Here is a 14452-nt window from a genome sequence, read left to right as displayed (position 1 = left end):
AACCATAGATTTAATGCCGAAAAATTGAAGCGATAGCGTTCTTAGCTTAAGCAAAATCTATTATCGCAATTTAACAAAAAAGCCCACATTGATGTGGGCTTTTTTAATCGGTAACAAACTGTACTTAAACAGAAATATTGGTAAATACGTTGTGCTATAGAACCCAGCGTTACAGAATACGACGCAGTAAAAAGTCGGCTTTAAGGCGACGAATTCGGGTCATGATCTTCTTCACTGGCGCAGGATAACTCTGCAAGGTATCCACTTGGCTGTAGTGATATAACCGCTGCGTATGCTCAAGAATATGCGTCTGCTCGGCTTCAAACTGGGCTTTCCAGCAGCCAATTTCATCTTGGATCAACAAACCATTCTCAAGATCCAGCGCCCAAGCTCTTGGATTCAGGTTAGAGCCGGTGATCAAATGCTTATTACCGTCGGCACTGATGCCCTTAAGGTGATAACTGTTGATGCCGTGTTTCCACAGATGGATATTCAGTTGACCATTATCAATCGCCCACTGTTGGCGTTTAGCAAACTTACGCAATGATTGCTCATACATATAGGGCAAGGCACCTATAGTGGAGAAATCCTGCTCAGGCGGAATATAAAAATCGTTAGCCGTCTTGTCGCCCACTACGATGTCAATGCGTTTGCCATTGCGCAAATGCTTAGCCAAGGCGCGCACTAAAATATACGGCGGATTAAAATAGGGCGTGCAGATAAACAGCGAGTCTTTTGACTCTTCCACCAAGGCGACAACCACTTTATTGAGTAAGTTTTTCTTGCGGCCCAGCCCAAGTAACGGCGTGATGCGGTTGCCATCACGGGTTTCCTTAAACTGGTACTCAGCGTCAGACAATCTCAGCTTAAAGCTGCGCATGTCCGTCTTAGGCGGCAGTACTTCTTGTTCAGCGTCTTGGGTTAACGAACACACTGCAGGATCAGCAATGATGTTTTTCTGGATCATCGCGCGCATACTGCGGGCTAATTCGGCCGACTCAATCAAGTGATAACGGTCGAAACGGTACTTATCATTTTGTTGTAAATAGATATTATTGAGACTGGCACCGCTATAGATCACCGCATCATCGATAATAAAGCCCTTAAGATGCAGTACGCCCATAAATTCACGGGACTTAACGGGGACACCTAAGATATCGATGGGATGTTCGGCTTCAGCCATCACTCTGCGGTACATCAAATAGTTACCGCTATCGCCTTTATGGCCAATCAAGCCGCGTCTTGCGCGGTGAAAGTCCACTAATACTTTGACATCAAGCGCTGGATTTGCCGCTTTGGCATCCATTAACGCTTGTAATACTTCACGGCCAGCTTCGTCATCTTCTAAATACAGCGCCGCAATATAAATACTGTGCTTGGCGCTCGCGATACGAGCGAGTAATTCTGCCTTGAAACGGCATGGCGTGAGCAACCACGTTAAAGCCTCGGGTTGAACGGCTATTCCACCAAGCTTATCTAGCAAGGCATCCTCCTTTAATCATGCTAACCACCCCGATAGGAAGCACTGGGGTTCAATGATAAAAACATCACAGCAATATGTGTTAACTCTGGATAGGCCTCTGTCACTGCCTGCCTGATCGTTTGTTCTACTTTAAGATGGATATCAGGGTCCTTAGGGAACCAGAGTAACTCAACTTGGACGAAGCGTTGATCAATTTTTCCATTTCGAAAACTGATGCTTGGGATCCAATCTAACGTGAAACTCTCTGCATTACCTTTACATATATCCGCCAATGACTGCAGTAATGTTTGGCTGAACGCTGCAACGACCGCTTGTGGTAAGCCGCGCATACTAATATGTGGCATGGTTTAGTTGTTACCTAAGAACCTAAAATCGTAAGGGGTAGAAATTACCGACTTCACCTCGTCTCGGCAAGACTTTTCTCCCAAAAGCCTCCTTAAACCTCGCGGTTTTGCTGGTAATTTGACCTCACGCGATGTAATCCCGCCGTAGCGCCACTATTTAGCTAAAAATCACATCTTTTAGGCTAGGATTACAACCACATTTAAGGGCTGTTTTTTCGGCACACATATCATGTTAAGGGCAATGTAAAAGTGTGAATATTAACGGTTCTATATTAATCGGACAGTTCCTGAATTAAGTGATGTTTAACGCGACGAGCCCATACCAACCATCGCAGGTTTTACTGAAGATCCGCTAAAATGTCGGCCAAATCACAAAATAATCTTCAAACCTATTTCGTTTACCCCGAACCCAGTGATTTAGCGTAAACTAAAACGCCTATTTGCGATTAAACCAACACGATAAAAGACGAAGACCATGAACAAAAAAATTCTGCTGACGTTAGCGCTGACACTGCTGTTTGCTTGGGGTATTTTCCATTTTAAAGCTCAGTTGGGATTACTGATCCTGCCACTGTTTATCGGACTGGTATTGTTTGTTACCCTACGTTTATATCGCTTGATGGAAAAGGATGACGGCAGCAGTGAGGATTAGCCCCACATTGTATCGAACTTAACCTGCAGGCCCATGATGTTCTTAATAAAAATGGCCAATCGCTAACATGGAAACGTTACTGAAAACCACTCTGTATGCCAGCCTACTCCTAGCGACGAGCCACAATATCGCCCGCGCTGAGCAAATCGACGCTGGAGCGATAGAGACCCAAACCACTTCGCTCAGCCAAGCGGTCAGCAAAATCAGCCCTCGGCACTCGCAAATTGCACTGCTGGCGATGGACATGTCGAGCAATCAAGTGATCTTTAGCCAACAGGCCGAGACGCTGTTTATTCCCGCCAGCACGCAAAAATTACTCACCGCTGTGAGTGCCATGACTCAGCTTGGGCCTGATTTTCGTTATGTCACTGAATTATGGACGGACGCACCAATACGCAAGGGCCATATCGCCGGCAGCGCTTATCTGCGTTTTAGTGGCGATCCGACGTTCACTCAAGCCGATCTCAAGGCCATTTTTGCCAGTCTCGTGAAACAAGGCATTAATCGCATTGATGGACATCTGTATTTGCTCGGCGATAAACAAGAGCAAATGCAAGCCCCTGGTTGGGTTTGGGATGACTTAGGCATTTGTTTTGCCGCGCCTGTGTCGAGTTACATTATCAATCAAAACTGCGTCTATGGTCAGTTCAACCCCAGCACGGCCAACAAACCTTCACAGGTGAGCCTGCGCACGGGGAGTTATGGGGTAAAAGTCAGCAGCGATGCGGTATTTGATCCCAAGGCGAGTCGTGAATTTTGCCAGCTCGATTTGGTGCGACTAGGCCAAAACAACTATCATCTGCGTGGTTGTTATCCGGGAGGTGAAGCGATTGGACTGGCGATTGCGGTCAGCGATCCGTTCAAATTTGCCCAAGATAACCTCACCTCGCTGCTCAAAGGTGAGATGTCACTGGCGGGTAAAGTTAAGCTCGGCACTAGCTTGCCCAAAAAGGCGAAACTGATTGCCAGCCATAGCTCGGCGCCTCTGCCTGAATTGCTCGATACTATGCTGCTCAAGTCGGATAATTTGATTGCTGATAGCCTGTTTAAACAGCTTGGCAAAAGTTATTTCAATGCCCAAGGTAGCTTTACCAATGGCGCGGCAGCCATGCAGCGGATTTTAACGGAGTTAGGCGTCGATCTGAGTAACGCTAACATTGTCGATGGTTCAGGGCTGTCACGCTATAACTTGCTCAATGCCCAGCAGTTAGCGGCGGTATTGGCACTCATCCATAAGGACAGCCGCTTTAGCCCGTTAATGACCAGTCTGCCGCAAGCAGGAATAAGCGGCACCTTAAGGTATCGCATGGGTTACAACAAGCCGCCGCTGAAACAGCAAATTTTTGCTAAAACAGGCTCGATGCAAGGCGTGTCTAACTTAGCGGGGTTTATCCGTTTGCCTGAGCACAGTGACACCCTGTTTGTGGTGCTTGAGAATGGCATGAGTCCCGAGCTTAAACATCAGCATAAACCATCGTTTAATGCCGAGTTTCTCAAGCAATTGATTTCAGTGCTGCAAGTGCCATCCCCCACCACAGCAGCGCTTAGTACCGCAGCTCACTCGGTCCAAGATTAAATACTGCCGAGTTGAAATAGCATGATATAAAACAAAAAAGCACTGAGTCATCAGTGCTTTTCTCGTTTTTATTTCGTTTCTATTTAAACGAATCTATCAAAGCCTTGTTAAAACAACTCTGCAGGCATCGCCATAGTGGTCGCATCACCGGCTCTGACTTGAGCGATATGGTAATCCGCTTTAGGCAGTAACTTATCAAAATAGAACTTAGCTAAATAGGCTTTCTGCTCGGCGAACGCTTTATCTTCATGATCAGCGACTTTATCGACCATAGCCAACCAGTAGAAACCATACAGGGTGTAACCAAAGGCATCTAAGAAGTCGACTGCGCAAGCATTGATAAGCGCAGGTTGAGCGACTTTGTGCTCATTAATCGACTCAGCGACTATGACTAATGCATCTAAACGTGCGCATACTGCGGCCACTTTCACCGCATCAACGTGAGTAAATGCGCGCATTTGTGCTTTCAAGTCAGCGACAAATTCATTTAATGCGGCAAGATTATCGCCCGTGACTTTACGGCCGAGGAAATCGATGGCTTGAATGCCATTGGTGCCTTCATAAATCTGTGCGATACGGGTATCACGGACTAATTGCTCAATACCCGTTTCACGAATATAACCATGTCCACCAAAAACTTGCTGCGCCATGATCGTCGCATCAAGACCGCGATCGGTTAAAAAGGCTTTAGCGACTGGCGTTAATAAACCCACATAACGCGCCGCTTTGGCTTTAACTTCATCTTGAGCATATTTGGCCAAATCTAGCTGTTGCCCAGTAAACACAGACAAAGCACGGCCCGCTTCTGTCATCGCTCGAATGGTCAACAACATACGGCGCACATCGCCGTGGACGATAATAGGATCTGATTCACTGCCCGTCGGCGAGCCGCCAGCGGCAACGCCTTGATTACGCTCTTTAGCATAATCGGCTGCCATCTGATACGCCGCCTGAGCACTGCCCAGCCCTTGAATACCAATCGCTAAGCGCTCGTAGTTCATCATAGTGAACATGCACACGAGACCGCGATTGGGTTCACCAATCAAGAAACCTTGGGCATTATCAAAGTTCATCACACACGTTGCTGAACCTTTAAGGCCCATCTTGTGCTCGATGGAACCCACAGATACACCATTCGCATTCGCTAAGCTGCCATCGGTATTTACCGATATTTTAGGCACAAGGAAGAGTGAAATCCCTTTGCTATCCGGTAGCTTGGCAAGCACTAAGTGGATAACGTTTTCAGTTAAATCGTGATCGCCACCCGTGATAAAAATCTTGCTGCCCGTGATGGCATAACTACCATCATCCTGCGGTAAAGCTCGAGTACGAATATTACGCAGATCAGAACCCGCTTGCGGCTCTGTCATATCCATAGCACCCGCCCATTCGCCGGAATATAACTTAGGCAAATAAGCTTGTTTTAATTCTTCGCTGCCGTGGGCATTGATACATAAAGCCGCACCCGCAGTTAACGAGCCATAAAGCGTAAATGCATTACAGGCACTGTAAGCCATTTCGTCGACTAAGATCCCCAGCATCTTTGGCATGCCCATGCCACCAAATTCAGGATCGCCACACAAGCCAATCCAACCGCCCTGCGAATACTGTTCATAAACGGCTTTGTAGCCATCAGGAGTAATCACTTGATTATCTTGATGTAACACGCCCTGCTCATCGCCAGTCCGGTTCAGCGGATGGATCAACTCACTGCTGATCTTGGCTGCTTCTTCAAGAATGGCATTGGCCGTGTCGATATCGACCATTTCAGCAATCTCAGGCAATTGTGCCCAAGTGTTTGGGGCATCAAATACCTGTTCCAGTAGGAAACGCATATCCGTTAACGGGGCTTGATAAGGGTTCATTGGTAGACTCTTAAACGTAGGATTAAAACAGTTGTTTTAATTTATACCAGTTCACTGTAGAAAACAATCTCATTACAAATACAGCCGCGAATAATATGGAGGTACGTGAGCAAAGTATAAATTCAACCCATAAAAAAACCCTTAAGCTTGAACTTAAGGGTCTCTATTTTAGAAGCTTTACCACAGGATTGTCGCAGCGTTAGTTCACAAGCTTGTGCTTATTACCACATTAAATCATCTGGGATCGCATAATCCGCATAGGGATCATCTTCAACCACCACAGCTTTAGATTCATCCTGCTGCCACAGATAACCACACCACTGCTGCACCAGCAGTTTCACTCGCTCGGCTAACTTATGTGGTACTAAGTAACTCTTATCTTCGTAACGTACTATGCCTAACTGCCCTTTGAGCAATTCTGCCTGCAGTTTTTCATCTATGTATAAAGAATAGATTTTATTATCAAGAGTATAGTTAAACTTCAGTTCGGCATAAGTTGGGATCTTAATCGCAGACTTAGTGAACTCAGTGATTAAACCGCGCACCTGTCCACGCTCTGATGCCTCTGCAAAACGTTGCTCGTTCAGCGCTTTATCTTTTAGCGCCTGCAAACGTTTTTGCTCGGCCACTTCTTGCTTAAAAGCACTGGAGCCATCATCTATTCGTGATTTTTTATCACGGCGTTTTTGGGTCTTAACGTCGCGAACCTTTTGTTTACTGGCAAGCCCTGCTTTGAGTAGCTGCTCTTGTAATGCATTAGCCATGGATCATTACCTACTTAATCTATATAAAATCAAAGTTCTCGATTTTGAATATCAAACATCTAAAACCAAACTACATTTTTGCGGCCAATTCGCCAAGCTCTGTCATCGCAATACTGGCGCCGCCAAGTGACCAACCGCCATCAACTGGCAGCACAACTCCCGTAATATAAGACGCCAATTCGGAGCCTAAGAATAACGCTGCATTGGCGATATCCTGACCAGCGCCGTTGCGTTTTAATGGAACGGATTGGGCAACCTTCTGCTGTAATGCGGCGCTGGGTGCAAGGCGATTAAAGCCTTCAGTGTTTGCTATGGGGCCTGGCATAATCGAATTAATTCTCAGCCCCTCACAGCCCCACTCTAACGCTAAGGTTCGCGTCAGCATATCCACGCCCGCTTTAGCGGCACACACATGTACTTGCATGGGCATAGCAATCGAAGCCTGCGGCGCCGAAATCTGAATAATATTGCCATTGGGGCGACGTAGCAAAGGATAAGCCTGCTTTAGCACTTGAAAACTGCCGAGCAAATCAATGTCCATCACCGACTTAAAACCATTGGCCGAAAGCTTTGCGGCGCTGGCAGGGAAATTACCCGCCGCGCCGCTAACCAGCACATCGATAAAACCAAACTCAGAAGCTATTTTATCAAAACCGACTTCAAGGGCGCTAAGATCGCGTACATCAAAACTCACACCTAAATGAATACCATCAGGATTGGCCTGTTGCAGCTGCAATACCGCGGCATCAACTTTATCTTGGCTGCGACTCGCGACTGCGACATTGGCGCCAGCCTGCGCGAACGCAATTGCAATGGCGAGATTTATCCCACTGGTGCCACCGACAACGACAACATTCTTACCTTGATAGTTAAACATCGTAGCATTAAACATGGGCGTTCTCCGTGAACTGTGAGATATGCACTCAGGGTGTGATTAATTATTTTATGTTGTCATTCAAGATACTATTTCAATTTTTATTAATCATATCAAGGATACCAACCAGCGATTCCAAGCTTTTTTATTCAAACGACGGTCAAACCGCGATTGAGACTACTATTGAAACGTCTATGCCAATGATTGGTGAATCGCTTGCAATGCCGCTAATGGATCGGCGGCTTTGGTGATCGGACGGCCTATCACTAGGTAATCTGAGCCCGCTGCTATCGCTTGAGGTGGCGTCATCACCCGGTGTTGATCGCCAGCATCACTACCAACTGGGCGGATCCCCGGCGTCACGAGTTTGAAATCCTGACCTAACAGTGATTTTAACGCTGTTGCTTCTTGGGCTGAACACACCACGCCGTCGAGTCCTGCTTGCTGCGTCAGTTTAGCTAAACGCTGCACATGCTCAAATGCAGGCACATTGATGCCGAGTAATTTAAGATCATCATCACTCATGGAGGTTAATACCGTCACAGCGATCAGCATAGGCGCTTTGTCGCCGTATGGCAGCAAGGCCTTTTTGGCCGCTTCCATCATGGCTAAACCACCACTGGCATGCACGTTCGTCATCCATACACCCAGCTCTGCGGCAGCGGCCACGGCTTTGGCGACAGTATTGGGAATATCGTGAAATTTCAAATCAAGGAACAAATCAAAGCCACGATCATGGATATCTTTCACTAATTGCGGGCCAAACAGGGTAAACATTTCTTTCCCGACTTTAAGGCGGCACATGTTGGGATCGAGTTTTTCTATCAGTTGTAAAGCGTGGTTTTTATTATCGTAATCAAGCGCTACGAGGATAGGTTTAGTCGTCATCATCTCTCCAACGGGGTTACACTAACATAGATATTATCTTATTTACTCGCCGTCTAAGCCTCTGATCCGCTTGATACTGCCCCAGTTTTTACAGGAAGGACAATGCCAGTAAAGTGCATGTGAAGGGAAACCACACTCTTTACAACGGTAGCTCGGACGGAATTTAATTTGTTGCTCAACGAGCTGCTCTAGCATAGTTAAACTTTGCTTGGCTTGCCCTTCCTCTGCTTGACGCAAATGCATCTGCATCAAGTGCTGAAAACCTTTCATGGTCGGATGGCGATATAGGGCATCGAGCACCATGGTCTCTGCCGCTTTAATCTCATCCAGACTTATCATGTGCTGCGCTAAGGCGACAACCACTGAAGCCCCCGCGCCATCGGCCATGGCGCCCGCCAGTAACTCTTGGAAGCCTTCTTTGTCTTGTGTGTCGCGATAAACTTGTTTGGCCGTGGGGATTGCATCGGCAAAAAGCTCGATATCGGCTTTTTTCAGTTGCAGCAGCATTTGCTTGCACTGGGCATAATCTTGAATATCGAGGTATTTTTTCGCTAAGGTCAATAACGCACGACCGCATTGCTGATCTTGCTTCAGCGCCTGTTGCAGCAGTTTAATCTTCTGTGAATCGTCACTGGCTTCATCGGCTAACTGGCAATAGAAATGCGCCGTTAACGGCTTTAAGACTTGCTGACGTTTACGACTTAGACGCTTAGTGATATCAATGGCTTTTTGCCACTCTTTAATCACTTGATAGATAGCAATCAGCTGAGTTTCAGATTCTTCGCTGTGATCATCTTGGCTAACCAAGTTGATAAAGATTTCTTCGGCCCTGTCGTAAAAACCCGCGGCCAGATAATCTTTACCCAGCTCCATCATAGCGATGTCGCGCTGCTCATTGGCTAGGTTTGGACGGGCAATTAAATTCTGATGGATACGGATGGAGCGGTCGACCTCGCCTCGCTTACGAAACAGCGAACCGAGTGACAGATGGGTATCTATGGTTTCATCGTCAACATCTAGCATACTGATAAACAAATCAACGGCTTTATCCGATTCGTTCGACAGTAAGAAATTGAGGCCAGTAAAGTAGTCCCGGCTCAATTGTTTACGTTGATTGCTTTGATTCTGCCTTATGCTCCGTCGCCCCATATACCAACCGTAGGCGGCAGCAATGGGAAGCAACAGAAAGAGTATCTCAAGCATATTAGGCGTCTACATCCTGAGGGGCTTTAGCCATCACTTGGTTTAGTTTCTTTCTCGTTGTCGCTAAGCTCAATTTCAAGCGCACGATATAATAGCTTGCAACTAACCAGCTCAAGATGAAACCAGCAAAAAAGACGATCGCTAGCACAACAGGTAAACGATATTCACCCTGTGCGACAAAATAGCTGATGGTCACCACTTGTTCGTTACGCGCGCCAAAAATCAACGCCAGAATAAATAACAGTGCCACAAGCACAGTTGCTACAAATGATTTCACGCTGCACTCCCTAAACGCGTTTCAATTTAATGATTATCCAAGAAATTCACTGAGCTGACCAGCATTGCCTTGCAATAGATACAAAAAAGCCTCCTAACGGAGGCTTTTTACTATGCGGTCAATCACACATTAACGGCGTCAACACGCTCGCGCAGTTCTTTGCCTGGCTTAAAGTGCGGGACGTATTTACCTTCCAAATCGACTGATGAACCAGTCTTTGGATTACGGCCAGTCCGCGGTGCACGATAGTGAAGCGAGAAACTACCAAAGCCACGGATCTCAATACGATCACCGCTTTCTAATGTTGTTGCCATTTGCTCCAACATTTCTTTGATTGCGCCTTCAACCTCTTTCGCCGACAGCTGCGACTGCCTGGTGGCGAGTTTTTCGATAAGTTCAGATTTCGTCATCCTAGCTATCCCCTATTATCAAGCCAAACACAGTCGCCTAATGGGGAGAGAAGTCTCCCCAAACAACAGGCGATTATTTACGAGCTGCTTTAAACGCTTCAGCCATTGCATTGCTAATAACAGCGTCATCTTGTTTGTTCAGAGTCGCCATTACTTCTTTCTCTTCAGCTTCGTCTTTCGCTTTGATTGACAGGCTGATAGAGCGGTTCTTACGGTCAACACCCATGAACTTAGCTTCGATTGCATCACCTACATTATAGACAGTAGATGCATCTTCGATACGCTCACGTGAAATGTCAGCTACACGGATGTAACCTTCAACAGTGTCAGCCAGTTCAACAGTTACACCTTTAGCATCAACAGCAGAAACAGTACCGTTTACGATAGTACCTTTCTTCTTGTCAGCCAAGTATGCGTTGAATGGATCATCTTCAGTTTGCTTAACACCTAAGCTGATGCGCTCACGCTCTGGATCTACAGACAGAACCACTGCATGGATTTCATCGCCTTTCTTGTATTCAGAAACTGCGTCTTCGCCAGTACCGTTCCAAGAGATGTCAGACAGGTGAACTAGACCATCGATACCGCCGTCAAGACCGATAAAGATACCGAAGTCAGTGATTGACTTGATCTTACCAGAAACCTTGTCGCCTTTGTTGTAACGAGTTGCGAAGTCATCCCATGGATTGGTCTTACATTGTTTCAGACCAAGAGAAATACGACGACGCTCTTCATCGATGTCCAGAACCAGAACTTCAACTTCATCACCTAAGTTAACAACTTTAGATGGGTGAATGTTCTTGTTAGTCCAATCCATTTCAGAAACGTGAACCAGACCTTCAACGCCTTCTTCGATTTCTACGAAGCAACCGTAGTCAGTTAGGTTAGTAACGCGACCAGTTAAACGTGTGTTTTCTGGGTAGCGTTTGCTGATTTCTAACCATGGATCTTCGCCAAGTTGTTTCAGACCTAGAGACACACGAGTGCGCTCACGATCGTACTTCAGTACTTTAACGTTGATTTCATCGCCAACATTGACGATTTCTGATGGATGTTTAACACGTTTCCACGCCATATCTGTGATATGTAGCAGACCGTCAACACCACCTAAATCTACGAATGCACCGTAGTCAGTCAGGTTCTTAACGATACCCTTAACTGCTTGACCTTCTTGCAGGTTTTCTAACAGTGCATCACGCTCAGCGCTGCTTTCTGATTCGATAACTGCACGACGAGAAACAACAACGTTGTTACGCTTCTGGTCTAGCTTGATAACTTTGAATTCTAATTCTTTGTACTCTAAGTGAGCGGTGTCGCGAACTGGGCGCACGTCAACTAGAGAACCTGGTAAGAAGGCACGGATACCGTTTAATTCAACAGTGAAACCGCCTTTAACTTTACCATTGATGATACCGATTACAGTTTCAGCATCTTCATAAGCTTTTTCCAGAACGATCCAAGCTTCATGACGTTTCGCTTTTTCGCGAGACAGTTGAGTCTCACCGAAGCCGTCTTCAACAGAGTCAAGAGCTACGTCAACTTCATCACCAACAGCGATTTCTAAAACACCTTGAGCGTTTTTGAATTGTTCAGCTGGGATTGGGCTTTCAGACTTCAGACCCGCGTCAACCAGTACCATACCGTTTTTGATTGATACAACAGTACCACGAACGATAGAACCTGGACGGAATTCCAGAGTTTGAAGGGATTGTTCAAATAGATCAGCAAAAGATTCAGTCATGTTTAGGTTACTTTCTTTATTAAACCACTGTCCGTCCTAGACGTGGAGTCAGTCAAATTATCCGTATCATCCATAATACGAATACCTATCCGGTGGGCTAACTTAGTTAGTGTCGGATAATTTTTGGTTGATAAAGTTAAGCGCAAGCGCTAACACTTCATCAATACCCTTTCCGCTTGTATCGATAATGAGCGCGTCCTCGGCGGGGACTAAAGGAGCCACCGGACGATTCATATCGCGGTCATCACGTTCGATAATTTCACTTAAAAGGCGCTCGATATTAACATCGAAGCCCTTGTCCTGCAACTGATTATAGCGTCTTTGGGCACGCTCTTCAGCTGAGGCGGTTAAATATAATTTTGCCGGCGCACTTGGGAAAACCACAGTTCCCATGTCGCGACCATCGGCAATTAATCCTGGCGCCGTTTTAAAGGCCCGTTGACGACGTAATAATGCTTCTCTCACCCGTGGAAACGCGGCGACTTTTGAAGCGGCATTCGAGCACTCTTGAGTGCGAATGTCGGTGGTGACGTCTTCACCTTCCAATATCACTTGAACCGGATCGGTATCATTGCCTGTTAAAAACTTCACATCGAGGTGTGCCGCTAACAGCGTGATCGATTCTTCATTTTCCAGTTCAACGTTGTGATGAATTGCAGCAAGCGCAAGAACTCGGTAAATAGCACCACTATCAAGTAGTTGCCAACCTAGATGCTGAGCCAATAATTGACTAATTGTACCTTTGCCAGCACCACTTGGGCCGTCGATTGTGACTACAGGAGCCCGTTCAGACATACATTCCTCCGCAAAAAATAACCATCATCCGTGAGTTCATCAAGTGAGCCCCCGAAAATGAGCGCGCAGCATTGTACAACAAAAGACAAACAAAATCCGTGGATTTTTTATGAAGATTAGCAGCCGCGTAAATACGGCTGACTATTCTTGACATCACTTGTTGTTACAATAACGAAACAAACGGACTTAGCCTTGCAGACTCGCAAACTGCTTAAAGTAGTCGGGGAATGTTTTAGAAGTGCAATCAGGATCATTGATGGTAATACCGCAATCGGCAAATGCCAGCATAGAAAAACACATGGCCATGCGGTGATCGTTGTAGGTATCAATTTCTGCGGTGTTAATCACCGCAGGCGGGGTGATTTTAATGTAATCGTTACCCTCTTCAACCTCGGCGCCGACTTTACGTAATTCCGTCGCCATAGCCGCTAAGCGGTCGGTCTCTTTAATACGCCAGTTATAGATATTGCGAATAACCGTCGTGCCTTTAGCAAATAAGGCGGCGGTTGCAATGGTCATGGCCGCATCGGGAATGTGGTTCATGTCTAAATCAACGGCCGTTAACTGAGAGCCACGGGCAATAATATAGTCATCGCCCCACTCGATATCTGCGCCCATTTTTTCAAGCACATCGGCAAATTTCACATCGCCTTGAATACTTAAACGACCCACACCGGTGACTTTGACTTCACCGCCCTTAATCGCCCCTGCGGCGAGGAAATACGATGCCGATGACGCATCGCCTTCGACCAGCACTTTACCCGGTGATACATAACGCTGGCCTGCAACAATCTCAAAACGGGCATAGTCATGGTTGATGACAGTTACGCCAAATTGCGCCATCAGGGCCAGTGTAATATCAATATACGGCTTAGAAACTAACTCGCCTTTGACATGGATATTCACACTGCCCTTTGCAAGCGGCGCCACCATCAATAATGCGGTTAAAAATTGGCTTGATAAGTCACCCGCAATCTCAACATCGCCGCCATTAAGACCCGTTGCATTAATCGTCAGCGGTGGGAAACCGTCATTTTTAAGATAAACGACATTGGCACCGAGTTGCCTTAAGGCATCGACTAAGTCGCCAATCGGGCGCTCTTCCATGCGCGGTTCGCCCATGAGGGTAAATTCGCCTTGGCCTAAGGTTAAGGCGGCGCACAAGGGGCGCATTGCTGTGCCCGCATTGCCTAAAAACAATTCCTGCGCAGATTCTGAGGAAATCACACCGCCTAAGCCATCAAGTTCACACACAGTATTGTTTTGCGATAAACGATAGTTCACCCCTAACTGCTTGAGGGAGGCCAGCATGTGGCGAATATCATCTGAGTCGAGCAGATTGGTGAGCGTGGTCGTGCCTTGGGCTAAGGTGGCCAATAATAAGGCACGATTTGAAATACTTTTTGAGCCCGGAATATTGATCTCACCGCGGACTTGCACAACAGGTTCAAGACGTAATTGCTTCATGAATAAATCTTCTTTCTCTATAGGGCGTCATCATCACGATCACGCGGACTGAATACGCAAAATGGCAACTTCACGCTACACAGCGTCAAGTTAAGATTACAAATAAAAGGAGA

13 protein-coding genes and 1 pseudogene are annotated in these 14452 nt (G+C 46.4%); 2 read left to right on the top strand and 12 right to left on the bottom strand.

Features of this window, described 5'->3' with window-relative positions:
• Positions 1 to 169 precede the first annotated feature (169 nt).
• Both pssA and DYH48_RS08890 read right to left on the bottom strand, forming a co-directional pair.
• Positions 170 to 1483 carry a CDP-diacylglycerol--serine O-phosphatidyltransferase gene (pssA, locus tag DYH48_RS08895; protein ID WP_011846782.1) on the bottom strand — a complete coding sequence of 438 codons (1314 nt, stop codon included), beginning with the start codon at positions 1481 to 1483 and terminating at the stop codon, positions 170 to 172.
• A 20-nt stretch (positions 1484 to 1503) separates the two neighbouring features.
• Positions 1504 to 1827, bottom strand: a complete 324-nt coding sequence (locus tag DYH48_RS08890) for a DUF1904 domain-containing protein (RefSeq protein WP_115334552.1) — start codon at positions 1825 to 1827, stop codon at positions 1504 to 1506.
• Positions 1828 to 2302: 475 nt separating this feature from the next.
• Between DYH48_RS08890 and DYH48_RS08885 the strand changes: the two genes are divergently transcribed.
• Complete coding sequence (locus tag DYH48_RS08885) at positions 2303 to 2479, top strand: hypothetical protein (RefSeq protein ID WP_006086754.1); 177 nt, start codon at positions 2303 to 2305, stop codon at positions 2477 to 2479.
• A gap of 67 nt (positions 2480 to 2546) precedes the next feature.
• Complete coding sequence (gene dacB, locus DYH48_RS08880; protein WP_115334551.1) at positions 2547 to 4055, top strand: D-alanyl-D-alanine carboxypeptidase/D-alanyl-D-alanine endopeptidase; 1509 nt, start codon at positions 2547 to 2549, stop codon at positions 4053 to 4055.
• Positions 4056 to 4162: 107 nt separating this feature from the next.
• Here the strand turns inward: dacB and DYH48_RS08875 are convergent, their stop codons facing one another.
• From DYH48_RS08875 to aroA, 10 genes and pseudogenes are all read right to left on the bottom strand, one after another.
• A complete protein-coding gene (locus DYH48_RS08875) occupies positions 4163 to 5920 on the bottom strand; it encodes an acyl-CoA dehydrogenase family protein (RefSeq protein ID WP_006081712.1) in 1758 nt (585 codons plus the stop codon).
• Between the two features lie 221 nt (positions 5921 to 6141).
• A complete protein-coding gene (locus DYH48_RS08870) occupies positions 6142 to 6684 on the bottom strand; it encodes a DUF2058 domain-containing protein (RefSeq protein ID WP_115334550.1) in 543 nt (180 codons plus the stop codon).
• 70 nt (positions 6685 to 6754) lie between these two features.
• The gene (locus tag DYH48_RS08865; RefSeq protein WP_107947624.1) at positions 6755 to 7576 is read right to left on the bottom strand and encodes an SDR family oxidoreductase; all 822 of its coding nucleotides are present in this window, start codon (positions 7574 to 7576) and stop codon (positions 6755 to 6757) included.
• Between the two features lie 174 nt (positions 7577 to 7750).
• Positions 7751 to 8446 (bottom strand): orotidine-5'-phosphate decarboxylase, encoded by a 696-nt coding sequence (gene pyrF / locus DYH48_RS08860; protein WP_011846776.1) that lies wholly within the window; start codon positions 8444 to 8446, stop codon positions 7751 to 7753.
• A 42-nt stretch (positions 8447 to 8488) separates the two neighbouring features.
• Positions 8489 to 9649 carry a lipopolysaccharide assembly protein LapB gene (gene lapB, locus DYH48_RS08855; protein ID WP_115334549.1) on the bottom strand — a complete coding sequence of 387 codons (1161 nt, stop codon included), beginning with the start codon at positions 9647 to 9649 and terminating at the stop codon, positions 8489 to 8491.
• A 1-nt stretch (position 9650) separates the two neighbouring features.
• Positions 9651 to 9926, bottom strand: a complete 276-nt coding sequence (locus DYH48_RS08850) for a LapA family protein (RefSeq protein WP_006081717.1) — start codon at positions 9924 to 9926, stop codon at positions 9651 to 9653.
• Positions 9927 to 10048: 122 nt separating this feature from the next.
• Entirely contained in the window at positions 10049 to 10336 is a 288-nt protein-coding gene (gene ihfB, locus DYH48_RS08845) for an integration host factor subunit beta (protein WP_006081718.1), read from the bottom strand.
• A 73-nt stretch (positions 10337 to 10409) separates the two neighbouring features.
• Positions 10410 to 12080 (bottom strand): annotated as a pseudogene (gene rpsA, locus DYH48_RS08840) (30S ribosomal protein S1); the annotation flags it as partial.
• Positions 12081 to 12179: 99 nt separating this feature from the next.
• Positions 12180 to 12872, bottom strand: a complete 693-nt coding sequence (gene cmk / locus DYH48_RS08835; RefSeq protein ID WP_006081720.1) for a (d)CMP kinase — start codon at positions 12870 to 12872, stop codon at positions 12180 to 12182.
• Between the two features lie 186 nt (positions 12873 to 13058).
• Positions 13059 to 14339 (bottom strand): 3-phosphoshikimate 1-carboxyvinyltransferase, encoded by a 1281-nt coding sequence (gene aroA, locus DYH48_RS08830; protein WP_115334548.1) that lies wholly within the window; start codon positions 14337 to 14339, stop codon positions 13059 to 13061.
• Positions 14340 to 14452 lie beyond the last annotated feature (113 nt).

Source organism: Shewanella baltica (genome assembly GCF_900456975.1).
Lineage (GTDB): Bacteria > Pseudomonadota > Gammaproteobacteria > Enterobacterales > Shewanellaceae > Shewanella > Shewanella baltica.
This window is presented reverse-complemented; position numbering and strand designations above follow the sequence as displayed.

Excerpts from the sequence above, each read along its gene's own strand:
- DYH48_RS08885 (WP_006086754.1), top strand. The coding sequence starts at position 2,303 with ATGAACAAAAAAATTCTGCTGACGTTAGCGCTGACACTGCTGTTTGCT.
- ihfB (WP_006081718.1), bottom strand. The coding sequence starts at position 10,336 with ATGACGAAATCTGAACTTATCGAAAAACTCGCCACCAGGCAGTCGCAG.
- dacB (WP_115334551.1), top strand. The coding sequence starts at position 2,547 with ATGGAAACGTTACTGAAAACCACTCTGTATGCCAGCCTACTCCTAGCG.
- DYH48_RS08875 (WP_006081712.1), bottom strand. The coding sequence starts at position 5,920 with ATGAACCCTTATCAAGCCCCGTTAACGGATATGCGTTTCCTACTGGAA.
- aroA (WP_115334548.1), bottom strand. The coding sequence starts at position 14,339 with ATGAAGCAATTACGTCTTGAACCTGTTGTGCAAGTCCGCGGTGAGATC.
- pyrF (WP_011846776.1), bottom strand. The coding sequence starts at position 8,446 with ATGACGACTAAACCTATCCTCGTAGCGCTTGATTACGATAATAAAAAC.
- DYH48_RS08890 (WP_115334552.1), bottom strand. The coding sequence starts at position 1,827 with ATGCCACATATTAGTATGCGCGGCTTACCACAAGCGGTCGTTGCAGCG.
- cmk (WP_006081720.1), bottom strand. The coding sequence starts at position 12,872 with ATGTCTGAACGGGCTCCTGTAGTCACAATCGACGGCCCAAGTGGTGCT.
- DYH48_RS08865 (WP_107947624.1), bottom strand. The coding sequence starts at position 7,576 with ATGTTTAATGCTACGATGTTTAACTATCAAGGTAAGAATGTTGTCGTT.
- lapB (WP_115334549.1), bottom strand. The coding sequence starts at position 9,649 with ATGCTTGAGATACTCTTTCTGTTGCTTCCCATTGCTGCCGCCTACGGT.
- DYH48_RS08870 (WP_115334550.1), bottom strand. The coding sequence starts at position 6,684 with ATGGCTAATGCATTACAAGAGCAGCTACTCAAAGCAGGGCTTGCCAGT.